This is a genomic window from Micromonospora sp. NPDC005707 (genome assembly GCF_040631005.1).
Classification (GTDB): Bacteria; Actinomycetota; Actinomycetes; order Mycobacteriales; family Micromonosporaceae; genus Micromonospora.
Genome location: NZ_JBEXYR010000002.1, coordinates 106,987 through 124,324 on the forward strand (window position 1 = coordinate 106,987; position 17,338 = coordinate 124,324).

Genomic DNA, 17,338 nt, shown 5'->3' on the forward strand with positions numbered 1-17,338 from the left:
CTTCGGTAAACATGGCTAAACGGCCGGGCGACGTTTCAGGCGCAACCCGGCAAATCAGCACACGCCAATGTGCTGAGCGTGATCAGAACAGGGTCATTTCCGTCTCGGCCTCCGCACGCGCCAGGGGAACCCGGGCGGTCAGCTCCGGGCCGTCGTTGCGGACGTCGCCGACCGCCGGCGAGACCGGGCGGATCTCCAGCCCCGCCAGCCAGGCCGGGGCGGGCGGCGCGAGCAGCTCGGCGGGCTCGGCGGCGGCGCCGAGCCAGGACGCCCAGCGCTCCCGCGGCAGCAGCAGCGGCATCCTGTCGTGCACCTCGGCCAGCTCGCCGACCGCCGCGGTGGTCAGAACGCTGAAGGTGAGCCGGGCCTCGCCGGCCGGCTCCCAGACCGACCAGATGCCGGCGAAGGCCAGCACCGAGCCGTCGCGCGGGGTCATGAAGTAGGGCTGCCGCCGGCCGTCGGCCTGCCGGACCCACTCGTACCAGCCGTCGGCCGGGACGAGGCAGCGCCGGCGCGCGAACGACGGGGCGTACGCCCGGCTGGTGGCGATCGTCTCCACCCGCGCGTTGATCATGCGGGCGGCGCCCGCGGCGGTGCGGGACCAGTGCGGCACCAGCCCCCAGCGGCCGACGGAGAGGAGCCGGTGCCCCTCCGGGGCCAGCCGGACGAGCGGCACGGGATCGGTCGGGGCGACGTTGAAGTCCGGGCCGACCCCGCCGGTCTCGTCGGACGACTCGAACAGCGCGCTCAGGTCGCCCGCGCTCCGGGTCGTCGCGTACCTCCCGCACATGGCGCCAACGCTAACCCGCCGCCGGCGTTCCGGCTGTCCCGCCAACCGGGAGCAGGCGCGACGGGCGGTTCCACCGGCCTGCGGAGTTGGCAGAATGTAAGCGTGGGGAATCTGACCGCGACGCGGCCGCCGTTGCCGTGGACCGCGCCGACCGCGAGCGACCCGGTCGCCGCGACGCTGCGCCTGCCCGGCTCCAAGTCGATGACCGCCCGGGCCCTGGTGCTCGGCGCGCTGGCCAGCGGCCCGTCGACGCTCGACCGGCCGCTGCGCGCCCGCGACACCGAGTTGATGGCCGGCGGCCTGCGCGAACTGGGCGCGCACATGTCCGTCTCCGACGACGACCGCTGGCTGGTCCGGCCGCACCCGCTGGTCGGTCCGGCGCACGTCGACGTCGGCCTGGCCGGCACGGTGATGCGGTTCCTGCCGCCGGTGGCCGGCCTGGCCGAGGGCCGGGTCACCTTCGACGGCGACCCGCACGCCCGGACCCGCCCGCTCGGCCCGCTGATCGGCGCGCTGCGCTCCCTGGGCGTCCGCATCGACGCGCCGCCGACCGGCAGCCTCCCGCTGGTCGTCCTCGGCGCCGGCCGGGTCACCGGCGGCGAGGTGGTCATCGACGCCTCCGCCTCCAGCCAGCTCGTCTCCGGGCTGCTGCTGGCCGGGCCGCGCTTCGACCGCGGCGTGGTGGTCCGGCACGAGGGGCCGCCCGTGCCCTCCGCGCCGCACCTGCGGATGACCGTGCAGATGCTGCGCGCCGCCGGGGCGGCGGTCGACGACACCACGCCCGACGTCTGGGCGGTCGAGCCCGGCCCGCTGACCGGGCGCGGCTGGGAGATCGAGCCGGACCTTTCCGGAGCGGCGCCGTTCTTCGCCGCCGCCCTGGTCACCGGCGGTGAGGTGACCCTCCAGGGCTGGCCGCGCAGCAGCCTCCAGCCGGTCGAGCAGCTGCGGACGCTGCTGCACCGGATGGGCGGCGAGGTGACGCTGAGCACGGCCGGGCTGACCGTGCGGGGCACCGGCAGGGTCCGCGGGCTGGACGCCGACCTCTCCGACGTCGGCGAGCTGACCCCGGTGCTCACCGCGCTGGCCATGCTCGCCGACTCGCCGTCCCGGCTGACCGGCGTGGGGCACATCCGGGGGCACGAGACCGACCGCGTCGCCGCCCTGGCCAAGGAGTTCACGGCGCTGGGCGCGGACCTCACCGAGACCACCGACGGGCTGGAGATCCGGCCCCGCCCGCTGCGCGGCGGGACCTTCCGCACGTACGACGACCACCGGATGGCGCACGCCGCGGCGGTCGCCGGGCTGGCGGTCCCCGGGATCGAGGTCGACGACGTGTCGTGCACCTCGAAGACCATGCCGGAGTTCCCGGCACTATGGTCGGGAATGGTGACCGGCAAGAGCTGACGACGGGAGGACGTCCTGGCGACGAAGCGGCGGGAGTACGACGAGGACGACGTCCGGGTCCGACCCGGCAGGTCGTCGCGCCCGCGTACGCGCACCCGGCCCCGGCACGAGGACGCCGTGGACGGGTTCGTGATCGCCGTCGACCGGGGGCGCTACACCTGCGTGTTCCCCGACGCCGGGGCCGACTCCCCGCCCGTGACCGCGATGCGGGCCCGCGAGCTGGGCCGCAAGTCGGTGGTGGTGGGCGACCGGGTGGGCCTCGTCGGCGACACCTCGGGCGCCCCGGGCGCCCTGGCCCGGATCGTCCGGATCGCCGAGCGCCGCTCGGTGCTGCGCCGGACCGCGGAGGACGACGCCACCACCGCCGAGGGGCGGCTGGAACGGGTGGTCGTGGCCAACGCCGACCAGCTCGTGATCGTCAGCGCGCTGGCCGACCCGCCGCCGCGCACCGGGTTCATCGACCGCTGCCTGGTGGCCGCCTACGACGCCGACATCGAGCCGCTGCTCTGCCTCACCAAGGCCGACCTGGCCGGCCCGGAGGCGGTGCTCGGCTACTACACCGAGCTGGAGCTGCCGTACGTGCTGATCCGGCCGGACTCCGACCTGGCGGCGCTGCGCGCACTGCTCGCCGGGCGGATCTCGGTCATGGTCGGGCACTCCGGGGTCGGCAAGTCGACGCTGGTCAACCGCCTCGTGCCGGAGGCCGACCGGGCGGTCGGCACGGTCAGCGCGATCGGCCGGGGCCGGCACACCTCGACCAGCGCCGTGGCGCTCGGGCTGCCCCCGCAACCCGGCGCACAGGACGATCCGGGCTGGATCATCGACACCCCGGGCGTCCGCAGCTTCGGGCTCGCGCACGTCTCCGCGGAGAGCCTGCTGCACGGCTTCCCGGACCTGGTGGAGGCGACGGTCGACTGCCCGGCCAACTGCCAGCACACCGCCGAGGAGGCGGACTGCGCCCTGGACGCGTGGGTGGCCGCCGGCAAGGCGGACCAGCGCCGGCTGGCCTCGTACCGCCGGCTGCTGGCCTCCCGCAGCGGCGAGGGCGACGCGCGCGAGCCGGAGCGGAACCCCGGCGACCCGCTCGCCGGTTCCTGACCGGCGGAACCCGGGCCACCCGCCGGTGACGGCCGTGGAGGCGTCGCTAGCGTGTCCGGCATGACCGGGTACGCCGACGACCTCGCCCTCGCCCACCGGCTCGCGGACGCCGCCGACGCGGTCGCCACGGCCCGGTTCCGCGCCCTCGACCTGCGGGTGGAGTCGAAGCCCGACCTGACGCCGGTCTCCGACGCGGACACGGCCGTGGAGCGGGAGATCCGCGCCCTGCTGGCCACCCACCGTCCCGGCGACGGCCTGCTCGGCGAGGAGTACGGCGAGCAGCCCGCCACCGGCCCCGACGGGCGGCGCTGGGTCGTCGACCCGATCGACGGCACCAAGAACTTCGTCCGGGGCGTACCCGTGTGGGCCACCCTGATCGCGCTGCTGGAGGGTGACCGGCCGGTGCTCGGCCTGGTGTCCGCCCCGGCGCTGCACCGGCGCTGGTGGGCCGCCAGCGGCGCGGGCGCCTTCGCCGGCCCCGACGCGGCCTCCGGCGCGCCGATCCGGGTCTCCGGGGTGACCACGCTGGCCGACGCCAGCTTCTGCTACTCGTCGCTGACCGGCTGGGAGGAGGCCGGCCGGCTGGACGCGGTGCTCCAGATCATGCGGGACGCCTGGCGCAGCCGGGCCTACGGCGACTTCTACGGCTACATGCTGCTGGCCGAGGGCGCGCTGGACGTGATGGTGGAGCCGGAGCTGTCGCTCTGGGACATCGCCGCGCTGGTCCCGATCGTCACCGAAGCGGGCGGCACGGTCACCGACCTGGCCGGACGGCCGGCCCCGGCGGGGGACGGCTCGGCCTACCTCAGCGCCGTCGCCAGCAACGGCGCGCTGCACGACGACATCCTGGCCCGGCTCGGCCGGCCGGCCGAGCGCTGACCCGCCGGTAACCTCTATCCTCGCCAGGTGGTGTCCTCCGGTTGGTGCTTCCTCGCGGCGATGATCGTCGCGTACGGCTTCGCCAATCTCCTCCAGTCGGTGGCCGCGGCGCGCACCACCGTGCACCACACCTTCGACCCGGGGCTGCTGCTCCGGCTGGCCGGCCACCGGACCTACCTGGTCGGGCTCTCCTGCCAGGTGGTCGGCTTCGTGCTGGCCTTCCTGGCCCGCCGGGACCTGCCGCTGTTCCTGGTCCAGGCCAGCGTGGCGGCCGGGCTGGGGGTCACCGCCGTGCTCGGCGTGCTGGTGCTCAAGTGGCGCCTGCCGGCCGCCGAGGTGGCGCTGCTGGTGCTCCTGTTCGGCGGGATCATCGCGCTGGTGCTGGCCGCCCAGCCGGCGCCGTCCCGGCAGCTCGGCACGGCCGGGCTGGTCGGCCTGGCGGTGGCGCTCGGGGTGATCGCCGTGCTCGGCTTCTTCGCCGCCCGGCTGCACGGCGCGCCCGGTTCGGTGGCGCTGGGCTCGCTGGCCGGGATGGCGTTCTCCGCCGCCGCGGTGGCGGCCCGGCCGCTCGCCTCGGCCGACTCGGCGGAGGCGTTCGTCCGCGACCCGCTGCTCTACCTGCTGATCGCCCACTCGGTGGTCGGCCAACTCCTGCTCGGCCTGGCCATGCAGCGCGGCTCGACCACGGCCGCCGTGGCCGCGATGGACGCCGCCGGCGCGGTGCCCGCCGCGATCATCGGCCTGCTGCTGCTCAACGACCGGATCTGGCCGGGCCGGGAGTGGCTGGCCGGGGTCGGCTTCCTGGCCACGCTGGTCGCGGTGGTCGGCCTGACCCGGTACGCCGAGCCGCAGCACCACCACGCGGTCGCCCGGAACCGGGAGCCCTCCATGATCGGCGCCGGCTCGGCCGTCCGCGCCCGGCGCTGAGTCAGGCCGCCTCGACGGGGCCCCGCTGGTCGGCGGCGACCTCGACGGGGCGCGTGACCTCGACCGGCGGCTCGGCCGGCTTCCGGCGCCCGATCACCCGCTCGTAGAGCCGCTCCAGCGCGCCGGCCGTCCGTTCCCAGGTATAGCTGCACCGGACCCGGTCCACGGCGGCGTGCCCGTACGCGAACCGCCCGGCGTTGTCGGCGAGGATCCGGCGCAGGGCGACCCCGAGGGTGCGCACGTCCCCGGGCGGCACCAGCTTGCCGGTCACCTCGTCGACCACGGCGTCGGCGATGCCGCCCATGGCGTAGCCGACCACCGGGACGCCGCAGGCCATCGCCTCCAGCGACACCCGGCCGGCCGACGAGTAGTGCGGGGTGCAGGCGACCACGTCGGCGGAGCGGTACCAGGTGGCCATCTGGTCGTGCGGGACCGCGCCGACCAGCTTCACCTGATCGGCCACCCCGGTCCGCTCGGCCAGCTCGCGCAGCCGGCGCGCCTCGGCGTGGTCGGCGAGCTGCTCGGCCGGCGGGCCGCCGGCGATCACCAGCTCGGCGTCGCCGACCAGCCGCATGGCCCGGATCAGGTCCTCCTGGCCGTGCCCGGCCGCGAGCCCGCCCACGGAGAGGATGCGGGCCCGCTGGTCGCGAGGTGCGGCCTCGCCGTCGGGGTGGAACTGGGCGGTGTCCACCCCGGTCGGCACCATGGCCACCGAGGTGCGCTGGAGTCCCATCCGGGTCAGCTCGTCGACCTCGTCGTTGCACTGGGCCACCGCGATGTCGACGGCCCGGGTCAGCGCCCGTTCCAGCGGGATCCGCTCCCCCGGTCCGTCGTAGCGCCCGCCGAGGTGGCGCAGCTGCTCGACGCCGAGGGAGTGGAAGGTCTGCACCACCGGGATGTCGGTCTCGCGGACGGCGTGGGCGGCGGCCAGCCCTCCGACCCAGTAGTGCCCGTGCACCACCTCGGGGGCCCAGTCGTCGGCCCAGCGCTGCGCCAGCCAGCGGCCGAACTCGGTCACGAACGGCACCAGCTCGGCGGTGGGCAGCGGGGCGGGCGGGCCGACGGGGACCCGCTCCAGGTGGTAGCCGTCCACGTCCACGGACTCCTGGCCCCGCGCGTCGCGGCGCTCGTACACCCGGACGTCGTGGCCCCGTGCGGCGAGCTCGGCCGCCACCCGCGCGATGTGCTGGTGCGTCCCGACGGTGGGACCGTCGACGGACGGGCCGGCGTGCGCGCACACAAGGCCGACGCGCATGGTGCACCTCCATGCGTTCTCGCGAGCGGTGGGTCCTCCGGTCAGAGGGTCCCATTAACCCGACCCCGGTGCGCCGAAACCTGGCAGATCGGGACCGGACCGGCGGACTGTCGCACGGTGGGGACAGCGCGGCCCCGTCGGGTTGGTGACAATCTGCCCCGGTCGGACGCGCGGCAACCGTGATCCGGCCGACTCCGGCGGCATGACCCGGCCGGACCGGGGGTACCGGCGGAGAATGCCTCTCACCCGCAGCCTCGACGACGCCACCGTCGTGATCACCGGCGCCTCCAGCGGGATCGGCGCGGCCACCGCGTACGCGCTGGCCCGCCGGGGTGCCGACGTGGTGCTGGCCGCCCGGACCGAGGCGGCGCTGCGCCGGGTCGCCGAGCGCTGCCGGGAGCTGGGCGGGCGGGCCCTGGTGGTGCCGACCGACGTGACCGACCCGGAGGCGGTGGATCTGCTCGCGGCGCGGGCGGCGGCCGAGTTCGGGCGGATCGACGCCTGGGTCAACAACGCGGCGGTGGGCACGGTGGGGCTCTTCGACGAGATCCCGGTGGCCGAGTTCCGCCGGGTGGTCGAGGTGAACCTGCTCGGCACCGTCCACGGGACGAGGGCGGCGCTGCCCTGGCTCGACGCGGCCGGCGGCGGGGTGCTGGTCAACAACGCCTCGGTGCTGGCCGAGGTGGCCATGCCGTACCAGTCGGCGTACAACGCCACGAAGCACGCCATCCGGGGACTGGCCGACACGGTCCGGCAGGAGTTGCGGGTCACCGGCCGGGGCCACATCTCGCTCTGCACGGTGCTGCCGGCCAGCATCGACACCCCGTTCTTCCGGCACGCCGCCAACCACAGCGGGCGGGAGCTGACCCCGCCCCCACCGGTCTACCCACCGGACCTGGTCGCGGAGACGATCGTCCGGCTGCTGCGCCGGCCGCGCCGCGAGGCGTACGCCGGCGGCGCGGCCCGGCTCATGGGGCTCCAGTGGCGGCTCGCCCCGGCGCTGGCCGAACGGGCGCTCGGCTGGTACACGGCGCGCACCCAGTTCGGTCCGGGCGTACGCCTGGACGCCGCCGGCAACGTGTTCCACGCCGACGCGGCGGCCGAGCGGACCGACGGCTGGCAGGGCCGGCGGGCGCAGCTGATCCGCCTGACGGCGGCCTTCGGTCTGGCGGCGGCCGGCACCGCCGTCGGCACCATGGCGGCGATGAGCCGGCGTTCCCGGACGGACCGCTGATGAGTCCCGCCGACCGGACTGATGCGCGACGGGGGGCGGCCATGCACAATGGGACGATCATGCCGACGGACGTGCGCTGCCTGGTGGAGACCGACGAGTCGTCCGCGGTCGTCCGGCTGACCGGTGTGCTGGACCTGGCCGGGCTCGACGCCGTCCGGGGCGCGCTGCTCGCGCGGCTCTGGCAGCGGCCGGGCGCGGCGATCGTCGACCTGTCCCGGGTGCGGATCGCCGACCCGGCGGCCCGGGGCGTCCTCGACGAGGTGCGGCGCGTCGCGGCCGACTGGCCCGCCGCCGGCCTGCTGGTGTGCGACCCGGCCGGCCAGCCGGACGGTTCGGCGCCGGTGCACCGGTCCCTCGACGCGGCGCAGGCCGCGTTGCGCGAGGCGCCGCTGGCCGCGGTGCTCGCCGCCGACCTGCCCCCGGTGGTGGCGGCGGCCCGGGAGGCGCGGGCGCTGGTCACCGAGGGCTGCGCGCGGTGGGGCGTGCCGGAGTTGGCCGAGCCGGCCTCCATCGCGCTCACCGAGATGGTCAACAACGTGGTGGCGCACGCCGGGACGCCCATGACGGTCAGGGTGGCGCCCCGGGACAGCGCCCTGCACCTGGCGGTGCGGGACCACTCCGGGCGGCGCCCGGCGTACGCGGGGCTGGCTCCGGTCACCTCCACGGGCGGCCGGGGGCTGCTGCTCATCGACACGGTGGCCCGGCGCTGGGGCAGCACCCCGCTTCCGGACGGCAAGGTGGTCTGGTGCGTCCTGCACGCCGAGGACGAGGTCCCGCTCCGTAACTGAGGGCGCTTTCGCCCCGTTTCTCCCGATCCACCCCGTCGATTGCGGTTAATCGGGCGAGCCCAGTGGGTAGTTCCCGGTCATGCGCGACAACGAGTTCCCCACCCCCGTGTCCGACACCGAGGCGAACGGCCTGCCCGACACGGCCGACGACGACTCGACCGCCAACGACGACGTCCTGACCGGGCGCGAGGCGGACGGGCCGGATCCGGCCCAGCTGCCCGCCGACCGCACCCCCGTGGCCGTGGACCGCTTCGGCACCACCGCCGAGGAGCAGCTCGACGGCGAGTCACTGGACTACAAGCTCGAGCGCGAGCAGTACGAGCGGCCCGCCGACGACCCGCTGGCCGGCACGGTCGACCCGGACATCGCCGCCGAGGCGGACAGCGAGGAGGCCGCCGCGCAGGCCCAGCTCGACGCCGACGTGATCGACCCGGGCCCGACCTCCGACCCGCACTCCCCGGTCTCCCTCTACGACCACGGCCAGCTCGGCTCTGTCGCCGACCACCAGGTCGGGCGGCTGGTCGAACCGGACGAGGGCGCGCACACCGACCAGGAGACCGACAACGTCGCGTACGACGCGGGCGCGGCCGGTGGCGGGGCGACCGCGGAGGAGCTGGCCATCCACGAGACCCGGCCGCCCGAGGCGAGCTGAGCCTCAGCCGTCCAGGCCCCGCTCGATCGCGTACCGGGTCAGCTCGACCCGGTTGTGCAGCTGGAGCTTGCCGAGCGTGTTCTGCACGTGGTTCTGCACCGTCCGGTGGGACAGCCCGAGCCGCTCGGCGATCTGCTTGTACGACAGGCCCTTCGCCACCAGGCGCAGCACCTCGGTCTCCCGCTCGGTGAGCCGGGGTGCCTCGTCGTCCGGGGCGTCCGGCGCGGCGGCCAGCCGCCGGTACTCCCCCAGCACCAGCCCGGCCAGGCCCGGGGTGAAGACCGGCTCGCCGGCCGCCGTACGGCGTACCGCGTCCAGGAACTCGGCCGGGGCGGCCGACTTCAGCAGGTAGCCGGTGGCGCCGGCCTTGACCGCGTCCAGCACGCTCTGCGGCTCGCCGCTGGCCGACAGCATCAGCACCCGCACCTCGGGAAGGGCGGCGCGCAGCCCCTGGATCACCTCGACGCCGGAGACGTCCGGCAGTTGCAGGTCGAGCACGACCACGTCGGGGCGGGCCGCCACGGCCACCCGGACGGCCTGCCGCCCCTCCCCGCTGGTCGCCACCACCAGGTGACCGGCCTCGGTGAGGTCGCGGGCCACGCCCTCCCGCCACATCGGGTGGTCGTCGACCACCATCACCCGGATGCTCACCGGCCGGCCCGCGGCACGGTCAGCTCGATCTCGGTCCCGGCGCCCGGGCCGGAGACGATGCGTACCTCGCCGCCCAGGTCGGTCACCCGGCCCCGGATCGACTGCGCCACCCCGAGCCGGCCCTGCGCGGCGGCCTCGGCCAGCCGCCCGTCCGGGATGCCCGGCCCCTCGTCGCGTACCGAGACGGTCACCGTCTCCCCCTCGTCCTCGATCAGCACCCAGGCCCGCCCGCCGGCGTGCCGGGCCACGTTGTCCAGCGTCGCCCCGACCGCGGCGGCCACCTCGCCGGCCACCCGCGCGGGCAGCGGCACCGGGGTGGCCGGCGCGGCCACCTGGACCGTCGTCGAGGCGTACCGGTCGAGCAGGTCGCGCAGGTCCCGGGCGTCGCCCGGCCCGTCCGGCGCGGCGCCCGCCCGGCCGATCAGCGTGCGCAGCGCGGCCTCCTGCTCGCCGGCCAGCCGGGCCAGCTCGGCGGCCTCGCCGTCCAGGTCCGCGCCGCGCCGCCGCACCAGCGCCAGCACCTGGAGCACCGAGTCGTGGATGTCCCGGGCCAGCCGCTCCCGCTCCCGGGTGGCCGCCTCCAGCTCCACCGCCCGCTGCAGCCGCGCCTCGGCCTCCACGGCGAGCCGGGCCACGTGCCCCACCACCACGCCGGCCAGGAGCATGAGGATCACCCCGGTGAGCGAGGACTGGCTGATCCGCTCCCGGGTAGCCAGGTCGGCCCCGCCGAGCACCAGCGCGGCCACCGCCCCGCGCCGCCGGCCGCCGGACACCGCCCAGGCCAGCACCGGCCCGGCCAGCCAGGCGACGGTCAGGGTGGGCACGCCGGCGGCGAGCGCCGCGCGGCCGACCACCCACGGCGTGGCCAGCATGATCGCCAGCACCACGCCGAGGTCGGCCAGGAGCAGCGGCCAGCGCCGTCCGGCCGGGCGCGCGTAGCCGGCCGTGGTCACCCCGGACCAGGCCAGCATGCCCAGGAGTACGCCGCCGGCGGCGACCGGGTGCGCGTAGCGGTCGGCGTCGCGGAGCACCAGCACACCCACGTACGCCAGCGAGGCGAAGCGGAACACCGCGATGGACCGCCAGAGCGGGACCTCCAGGCCCCCCGGGGACGACGGCATGCCGGACACCCTGCCACAGCCGGGCACCGGCGGGCCGTGAGGTGCGGGGCGGGAAACCCTGACGTACGGTGGAAATGCCGCGAAAATCACCGAGATCCATCGCCGGGACGGGGCCATGACAAACGCAGAACCCCCCGCACCGCGTACGGTTGTGCCCATCGAACCTTCCCTCCTCATCGCCGAGGCCTTCGACCAGGCCCAGGTGACCGAGCTTCGGCACTCGGTCACCTCGTGCTCGCATGCGGCGGGGTTGACCGGGCAACGGCTGGACGACTTCGTGCTGGCGGTCAACGAGCTGATCACCAACGCGGTCCGGCACGGCGGCGGCCAGGGCCGGCTGCGCCTGTGGCGCGGCCCCGGCGAGCTGGTCTGCGAGGTCGCCGACCACGGCCAGGGGATCAGCGTGCGGCAGCTCAGCGACCGCGCCCGGCCCGCCCCGGACACCGCCGGCGGCTGGGGGCTCTGGCTGGCACGGGAGCTGAGCGACACCATGGCGGTGGAGACCGGCGAGGCCGGCACGATCGTCCGGATCACCACGGCGCTGGCCGCCCGGCCCGTCGCCCACCCGACCGACGACTGACCGGGCGGGCCACGCCCGGCCTCAGGCGAAGAGGGCGCTCACCGACTCGCCGTTGTGGATCCGCCGCATCGCCTCGGCCAGGGCCGGCGCCACCGACAGCACCTCCAGCTTCGGGACCCGCTTCTCCTCGGGGATCGGCACCGTGTTGGTGCAGACGATCTCCAGCACCCCGTCCTGCTCGCTCAGCCGCTTCAGCGCGCCGCTGGAGAAGAGGCCGTGGGTGCACGCCAGCCGGATCGAGCGGACCTGCCGCTCGCGCAGGTGGCTCATCAGCTCGATCACCGTGCTGCCCTTGGCGATCTCGTCGTCCAGCACGATGACGTCCCGGTCCGCCACGTCACCGATGATCGTGCTGATCTGCACCCGGTCGTCGCTGTACCGCTGCTTCGCGCCGGCCGCCACCGGGGTGCCGAGCATCCGGGCGAACGCGGCCGCCTCCTTGGCGTTGCCCAGGTCCGGCGAGACCACGACGGTGTTGCTCAGGTCCCGCCCCCGGAAGTGGGCGGCCAGCTCGCGCAGCGCGTGCAGGTGGTCCACCGGCACGCTGAAGAAGCCGTGCACCTGCGGCGAGTGCAGGGTCATGGCGAGCACCCGGTGCGCGCCGGCCGAGGTGAGCAGGTCGGCGACCAGCCGGCCGCCGATGGAGATGCGCGGGGCGTCCTTCTTGTCCGACCGCGCGTACGCGTAGTGCGGCAGCACCACGGTGATCCGGCCGGCGGACGCGCCGCGGGCCGCGTCGATCATGAGCAGCAGCTCGACCAGGTGCTCCTGCACCGGCGGCACGAGCGGCTGGATGAGGAAGACGTCGCGCTCCCGGCAGTTCGCCTGCAACTGCACCTCCAGGCAGTCGTTGGCGAACCGGGATACGCGCACCGGGTGGAGGGGAACGTCGAGGTGGGCGCAGATCTCGGCGGCGAGGTCCGGATGGGCGGTCCCGCTGAACACGGCAATGTCACGCACGTCTGCCGATCGTACGGGTGGACCGGGGCGCGGCGGTGGACCTCTCGCGTGCCTCAGGCCCAGCGGTTGCCGGTGAGCTTCTCGTAGACCTCGACGTAGCGGGCCCGGGTCGCCTCGACCACCTCGGCGGGCACCTCGGGGGCCGGCGGCTGCCGGTCCCAGCCGCTGCCGGTGGCCCAGTCGCGCACGTACTGCTTGTCGAAGGAGAACTGGGCGCGGCCCGGCTGGTAGGACTCGGCCGGCCAGAACCGGGACGAGTCGGAGGTGAGCAGCTCGTCGGCGAGGATCAGGGTGCCGTCCGGCGCCCAGCCCAGCTCGATCTTGGTGTCGGCGATCAGGATGCCCCGGTCGGCGGCGATCTCCGCGCCCCGCCGGTAGACGTCGATGGTGATCTGCCGCAGCCGCTCGGCGGTCTCCGCGCCCACCTTGTCGACGACCTCGGCGTAGGTGATGGGCTCGTCGTGCTCGCCCTTGGGCGCCTTGGTCGACGGGGTGAAGATCGGCTCGGGCAGGATCGACGCCTCCACCAGGCCGCGCGGCAGCTCGACGCCGGAGACCGCGCCGGTGCGCCGGTACTCGGCGAAGCCGCCCCCGGTGAGGTAACCCCGGGCCACGCACTCGACCGGGACCATGTCCAGCCGCCGGCAGCGGATCGCCCGGCCGGCGAACTCCGCCGGCACGTCGGTGGCCGAGATGACGTGGTTCGGCACCAGGTCGGCCAGCTGCTCGAACCACCACAGCGACAGCGCGGTGAGCAGACGGCCCTTGTCCGGGATCGGGGTCGGCAGCGCCACGTCGTAGATGGAGACGCGGTCGGAGGCGACCAGGATGAGGTCCTCGCCGTCGGCGTAGACGTCCCGAACCTTGCCCGAGTGCAGAAGTTCCACGGCGCTAGTACACCATGCGTGAAGGCGGCGCCCGGTCCGGCCACCGGCCGTCCCGCCCCGACGCGGATTTTGGCTTGCCGACATAGGTGAGGTCCCCTAACGTCCGTTCCGCACCTCCCGGTGCGCAGGCAACGGCTACTTCCGCTCAGAACGGGGAGACGCGGGTTCGAATCCCGCCGCCGCCTCTGGCGGTGTCGACCAGTGGCCCAGGTCACCTTGGCCCGCAAGGGCCGGTCGCCGTCGCCGCTCCGGTCTCGGGAGGTGCGCCTTCACGCCGCAGACCCGGTGCGACGGACACGGCTACTTCTCTGGTTAGGGGCCCTCGTAGGCCCTGCGGTTCGAGCCCGCTGACGCCGTGTCCAACCTTGATCTCGGGTGTGCGGCGTGATCGTCATTTCCGTCCATGATCACGGGATGGCAAACCCTGTTGCCCGGTCACCATGCCGCACCTAGCGTCGTGCACGCACCTCCCGGTGCGAAGGTGACGGTTACATCTTGGAGGGGTCTACGACCCCGGTGAAGAGCCCGTCCGTCGCCGGTTTCCGATCTCGGGAGGCGCGACCACGCCGCACACCCGGTGCGCAGGCGACGGCTACTTCGGGATCCGCAGGTTGGGGGTTCGAGTCCCCCGAGGCCCTCGGGCTGATGGCTCAACCGGACAGAGCGGCGGACAGTCCGTCACCGACTTCGACCTCGGGTGTGCGGTGCGGTGGCGTCCTCCCGGCTGCGACCGACATGGGGGACCCGATGGCCAAGTTCAACCTCAAGCTGCCCCGGAACCGGCACGGGGCGGCCGGGAGCGTGACCGCCGAGGGCGCGCCCGGTTTCACCCGCGAGCCGCGCGCCGAGCTCTTCCTGCTGGCCGTGTCGAACATGGTCGGCGAGGACACCTTCTACGAGGGCGCCGCCGCCCGGGACGCCCGGTTCCGCGACCTGGTCGCCGCCGTGGCGGTCGCCGACCCCGACTGGTTCGCCCGGTTCGTGCGGTGGCTGCGTACCGGCGCGATGCTGCGGTCGGCGTCGGTGGTGGCGGCCCTGGAGGGTGCCCGCGCACAGGTCGCGGCTGGCATTCCGGGTTCACGGGCCGTCGTGGACGCCGCGTTGCAGCGTGCCGACGAGCCGGGCGAGGCGCTGGCGTACTGGCTGGGGCGCTACGGCCGGGCGCTGCCGAAGCCGGTCAAGCGGGGCGTCGCGGACGCCGTCGTGCGGCTGTACCACGAGCGCAGCCTGCTCAAGTACGACTCCGAGGGCAGCGCCGTACGGTTCGGTGACGTCATCGACCTGACCCACCCCACGGCGAAGGACGAGCGGCAGGGCGACCTGTTCCGGCACGCGCTGGACCGGCGGCACAAGCGGGACAACCCGCTGCCGGCCTCGCTCACGATGCTGACCACCCGGGCCGAGCTGATGGCGCTGCCGGTCGAGCGGCGCCGTGAGGTCACCGACCCGGCGGTGCTCGGCGCAGCCGGCATGACGTGGGAGGCGCTCGCCGGCTGGCGTCAGGCCACCATGGACGCCGCCGCCTGGGAGGCGATCGTCCCGACCATGGGTTACCTGGCGCTGCTGCGCAACCTGCGCAACTTCGACCGGGCCGGTGTCGGCGACGCCGTCGCCGAGACGGTGGCGGCGAGGCTGTCCGACCCCGGCGAGGTCGCGCGGTCGCGCGTCCTGCCCATGCGTTTCCTGTCCGCGTACAACGCCGCGCCGAGCCTGCGGTGGGCGTACCCGCTGGAGAAGGCGTTGCAGCACGCGCTCGCGAACGTGCCCGCGCTCGACGGCCGGACGCTCATCCTGATCGACACCTCAGGGTCGATGAACAGTGGTTTCAGCAAGGACGGCTCGCTTCGCTGCTGGGACGCGGCCACCGTGTTCGGCCTCGCGCTGGCCGCCCGGGCACAGGGCGCGACAGTGGTGTCGTTCTCCAACGCCACCAGGGTGTTCCCGACCGTGGCGGGCGAGTCGGTGCTGGCGGCCGTGCGCCGGTTCAAGGACGGCGGCTACTTCTACGGCGGTGGGACCGAGACCGAGAAGGCGGTCCGGACGCACTACGACCGGCACGACCGGGTGGTCATCCTCACCGACGAGCAGGCGCACTGGCACGGCTCGGCGGACGTGGCCAGCGCGGTGCCCGCGGAGGTTCCGGTGTACACCTGGAACCTGGCCGGATACCGGGTCGGGCACACGCTGACCGCCCCGAACCGGAACACCTTCGGCGGTCTGTCCGACGCCGCGTTCGCGATGATCCCGCTCATCGAGGCCGGGTCCCGCGACCAGTGGCCGTTCTGATCTCCGTCGCGGCGTCGGCCTCCCAGGGCCGGCGCCGCGGGCGGTGCGGGACAGGCGGCGTTGACACCCCCGCCCGGGGACTGTGTAAATGATCCGTCCGCAGCAGCCGCCCGTACCCCGGGAGAGACCCGTGCGCGCACCGCAGTCCGTACCCCGCCCCGGCATCGGCCGGCGGCGGCTGCTCGGCGCGCTGACCGGGCTGCCGCTGCTCGCCGGCGGGCTGGCCGGCTGCGGGCCGGAGGAGGAGACCCCGGTCGAGGACGGCCCCATCGAGCTGTCGGTGTTCTGGTGGGGCGGGGCCGGCCGGGCCGAGGCCACCGAGAAGGCGCTGCGCCTCTACTCCCAGCAGAACCCCCGGGTGAGCTTCCGCGTCACCTGGCAGGGGCTGACCGGCTACTACGACCGGCTGGCCACCCAGGCCACCGGGGGCAACGTGCCCGACCTGTTCCAGATCGACGACACCCTGCTCACCGAGTACGCCCGCCGACAGATCGTCCTGGACCTCAGCGACTGGGTCGCCGACAACCGTCTCGACCTGCGCGGCCTGCCCGAGCACCTGGCCCGGTACGGCCGGGTGGACGAGCGGACCGTGGCGGTGCCCGCCGCGCAGACCAACGCCGCACTTGTCTACAACCGGGACCTGCTGCGCCGGCTGCGGCTGCCCGAGCCACACACCGACATGTCCTGGCGGGAGTACGCGCGGTGGGCCGCCCGCGTCACCCGCACCTCCGGCAACCGGGTGGCCGGGACCATGGACCCGTCCGGCGACTACCGCGCGCTGTGGCTCTGGCTGCGCGGCCAGGGCAGCGAGCTGTACCAGGGGCGGCAGCTCGGCTTCAGCTCCGGGGAACTGCTCGCCTGGTTCGAGTTCTGGGAGGTCGCCCGCTACGACCGGGCCACCCCCAGCGCCGCCCTGGTCGAGCAGGCGGACAGCGGCGAGCTGGCCCGCCAGCTCGTGGTCACCGGGCACGCGGCCGCGTCGTTCGCCTGGTCGCATCAACTGCCGGAGCTGCAACGGCTCACCGAAGACGAGCTGGGCCTGGCCGCCTTCCCGGGCACCCCGGCGGCGCAGTGGCTCCGGGCGTCGATGTACTGGGCCGCCTACCGGGGCACCCGCCACCCCGGCGTGGTGGTCGACGTCATCAACTTCCTGACCACCAATGTGGCCGCCGGCCGGATCCTCGGCATCGAGCGCGGCCTGAACGCCGCCGTGCCGGTCCGCAGGTTCGTCGTCGACGGCGTCACCGACCGCACCGAGAAGCGAGTGGTGGCTCTGGGCGCCGAGTTGGACGAGCTGGCCGGGCCGGCGCCCGCGCCACCACCGAAGGGGCACGCCAAGGTGCGTACCCTGCTCATCGACGCGGCCGAGAGCATCCGCGCCAAGCGCTCGGGCGCCCGGACGGCGACCTCGCGGTTCATGGCGCAGGCGACCGCCGCCCTGGCCGAATGAAGGCCGCCCGCCGCGCCAGGGGCGCGGCGGGCGGACCGGTTACCGTCAGCGCGGCGGGCCGCCGCGCCGGCCACGCATGAGGCGCAGCACCAGCAGCACGATCACCACGACCACCACCAGGCAGCAGAGCAGCCCGAGGAAGCCGAAGCCGCCCCGGGACCGCCGCCGGGCGGCCTCCACCACCAGCTCGCCCGTACCCGTGGAGGCCCAGGCCGCGACCGGCACGAACACCGAGAGCGCGACCGCACCGAGGACCGCGCTGAGGCGGCCCCACCATCTGTTCCAACCAGACATGCCCCCATCCTCGCCGAGAAGCGCAACCACGGCAGGACGGACGGGCCGGATCACGTCGCCTGGAAAAAGCGAAAGGCCCCGG

At 74.9% G+C, this 17,338-nt stretch carries 17 protein-coding genes and 1 tRNA gene; 11 read left to right on the forward strand and 7 right to left on the reverse strand.

The window, feature by feature from the left end; genetic code table 11:
* Window positions 1-82: 82 nt before the first annotated feature.
* Window positions 83-790 carry an SOS response-associated peptidase gene (locus ABZ452_RS03045; protein WP_357938360.1) on the reverse strand — a complete coding sequence of 236 codons (708 nt, stop codon included), beginning with the start codon at window positions 788-790 and terminating at the stop codon, window positions 83-85.
* Between the two features lie 102 nt (window positions 791-892).
* Between ABZ452_RS03045 and aroA the strand changes: the two genes are divergently transcribed.
* The 4 genes from aroA to ABZ452_RS03065 all read left to right on the forward strand — a co-directional run bounded on the left by aroA (window position 893) and on the right by ABZ452_RS03065 (window position 5,098).
* Window positions 893-2,194, forward strand: coding sequence for a 3-phosphoshikimate 1-carboxyvinyltransferase (gene aroA / locus ABZ452_RS03050; protein ID WP_357938362.1), 1,302 nt, complete (start codon window positions 893-895; stop codon window positions 2,192-2,194).
* Between the two features lie 162 nt (window positions 2,195-2,356).
* Window positions 2,357-3,292, forward strand: a complete 936-nt coding sequence (gene rsgA, locus ABZ452_RS03055) for a ribosome small subunit-dependent GTPase A (protein ID WP_357939074.1) — start codon at window positions 2,357-2,359, stop codon at window positions 3,290-3,292.
* A gap of 60 nt (window positions 3,293-3,352) precedes the next feature.
* Window positions 3,353-4,171, forward strand: a complete 819-nt coding sequence (gene hisN / locus ABZ452_RS03060) for a histidinol-phosphatase (protein ID WP_357938364.1) — start codon at window positions 3,353-3,355, stop codon at window positions 4,169-4,171.
* A 60-nt stretch (window positions 4,172-4,231) separates the two neighbouring features.
* Window positions 4,232-5,098, forward strand: coding sequence for a hypothetical protein (locus ABZ452_RS03065; RefSeq protein ID WP_357939076.1), 867 nt, complete (start codon window positions 4,232-4,234; stop codon window positions 5,096-5,098).
* A gap of 1 nt (window position 5,099) precedes the next feature.
* Here the strand turns inward: ABZ452_RS03065 and ABZ452_RS03070 are convergent, their stop codons facing one another.
* Window positions 5,100-6,353 carry a glycosyltransferase gene (locus ABZ452_RS03070; RefSeq protein ID WP_357938366.1) on the reverse strand — a complete coding sequence of 418 codons (1,254 nt, stop codon included), beginning with the start codon at window positions 6,351-6,353 and terminating at the stop codon, window positions 5,100-5,102.
* Window positions 6,354-6,588: 235 nt separating this feature from the next.
* On the opposite strand from ABZ452_RS03070, the gene ABZ452_RS03075 reads away from it, so the two are divergent.
* The 3 genes from ABZ452_RS03075 (at window position 6,589) to ABZ452_RS03085 (ending at window position 9,027) form a co-directional block, all read left to right on the forward strand.
* The gene (locus tag ABZ452_RS03075) at window positions 6,589-7,587 is read left to right on the forward strand and encodes an SDR family oxidoreductase (RefSeq protein ID WP_357938368.1); all 999 of its coding nucleotides are present in this window, start codon (window positions 6,589-6,591) and stop codon (window positions 7,585-7,587) included.
* 59 nt (window positions 7,588-7,646) lie between these two features.
* On the forward strand, window positions 7,647-8,375 hold the full coding sequence (locus tag ABZ452_RS03080) for an ATP-binding protein (protein WP_357938370.1): 729 nt from the start codon (window positions 7,647-7,649) through the stop codon (window positions 8,373-8,375).
* Window positions 8,376-8,454: 79 nt separating this feature from the next.
* On the forward strand, window positions 8,455-9,027 hold the full coding sequence (locus ABZ452_RS03085) for a DUF5709 domain-containing protein (protein WP_357938372.1): 573 nt from the start codon (window positions 8,455-8,457) through the stop codon (window positions 9,025-9,027).
* Between the two features lie 3 nt (window positions 9,028-9,030).
* Here the strand turns inward: ABZ452_RS03085 and ABZ452_RS03090 are convergent, their stop codons facing one another.
* Both ABZ452_RS03090 and ABZ452_RS03095 read right to left on the reverse strand, forming a co-directional pair.
* The gene (locus tag ABZ452_RS03090; protein ID WP_357938374.1) at window positions 9,031-9,663 is read right to left on the reverse strand and encodes a response regulator transcription factor; all 633 of its coding nucleotides are present in this window, start codon (window positions 9,661-9,663) and stop codon (window positions 9,031-9,033) included.
* 11 nt (window positions 9,664-9,674) lie between these two features.
* A complete protein-coding gene (locus tag ABZ452_RS03095) occupies window positions 9,675-10,799 on the reverse strand; it encodes a DUF5931 domain-containing protein (RefSeq protein ID WP_357938376.1) in 1,125 nt (374 codons plus the stop codon).
* A gap of 115 nt (window positions 10,800-10,914) precedes the next feature.
* Here ABZ452_RS03095 and ABZ452_RS03100 point away from each other — a divergent pair, with 115 nt between their 5' ends.
* Complete coding sequence (locus tag ABZ452_RS03100) at window positions 10,915-11,379, forward strand: ATP-binding protein (RefSeq protein ID WP_357938378.1); 465 nt, start codon at window positions 10,915-10,917, stop codon at window positions 11,377-11,379.
* A 21-nt stretch (window positions 11,380-11,400) separates the two neighbouring features.
* Here ABZ452_RS03100 and ABZ452_RS03105 read toward each other — a convergent pair whose 3' ends face one another.
* Complete coding sequence (locus ABZ452_RS03105) at window positions 11,401-12,339, reverse strand: ribose-phosphate pyrophosphokinase (RefSeq protein ID WP_357938380.1); 939 nt, start codon at window positions 12,337-12,339, stop codon at window positions 11,401-11,403.
* 53 nt (window positions 12,340-12,392) lie between these two features.
* The gene (locus ABZ452_RS03110) at window positions 12,393-13,226 is read right to left on the reverse strand and encodes a phosphoribosylaminoimidazolesuccinocarboxamide synthase (protein ID WP_357938382.1); all 834 of its coding nucleotides are present in this window, start codon (window positions 13,224-13,226) and stop codon (window positions 12,393-12,395) included.
* Window positions 13,227-13,345: 119 nt separating this feature from the next.
* Here ABZ452_RS03110 and ABZ452_RS03115 point away from each other — a divergent pair.
* The 3 genes from ABZ452_RS03115 (at window position 13,346) to ABZ452_RS03125 (ending at window position 16,962) form a co-directional block, all read left to right on the forward strand.
* Window positions 13,346-13,408, forward strand: a tRNA-OTHER gene (locus ABZ452_RS03115).
* Between the two features lie 565 nt (window positions 13,409-13,973).
* A complete protein-coding gene (locus ABZ452_RS03120) occupies window positions 13,974-15,512 on the forward strand; it encodes a TROVE domain-containing protein (protein ID WP_357938384.1) in 1,539 nt (512 codons plus the stop codon).
* A 130-nt stretch (window positions 15,513-15,642) separates the two neighbouring features.
* Complete coding sequence (locus ABZ452_RS03125) at window positions 15,643-16,962, forward strand: extracellular solute-binding protein (RefSeq protein WP_357938386.1); 1,320 nt, start codon at window positions 15,643-15,645, stop codon at window positions 16,960-16,962.
* A 45-nt stretch (window positions 16,963-17,007) separates the two neighbouring features.
* Here the strand turns inward: ABZ452_RS03125 and ABZ452_RS03130 are convergent, their stop codons facing one another.
* The gene (locus ABZ452_RS03130) at window positions 17,008-17,256 is read right to left on the reverse strand and encodes a hypothetical protein (RefSeq protein WP_357938388.1); all 249 of its coding nucleotides are present in this window, start codon (window positions 17,254-17,256) and stop codon (window positions 17,008-17,010) included.
* Between the last annotated feature and the right edge of the window lie 82 nt (window positions 17,257-17,338).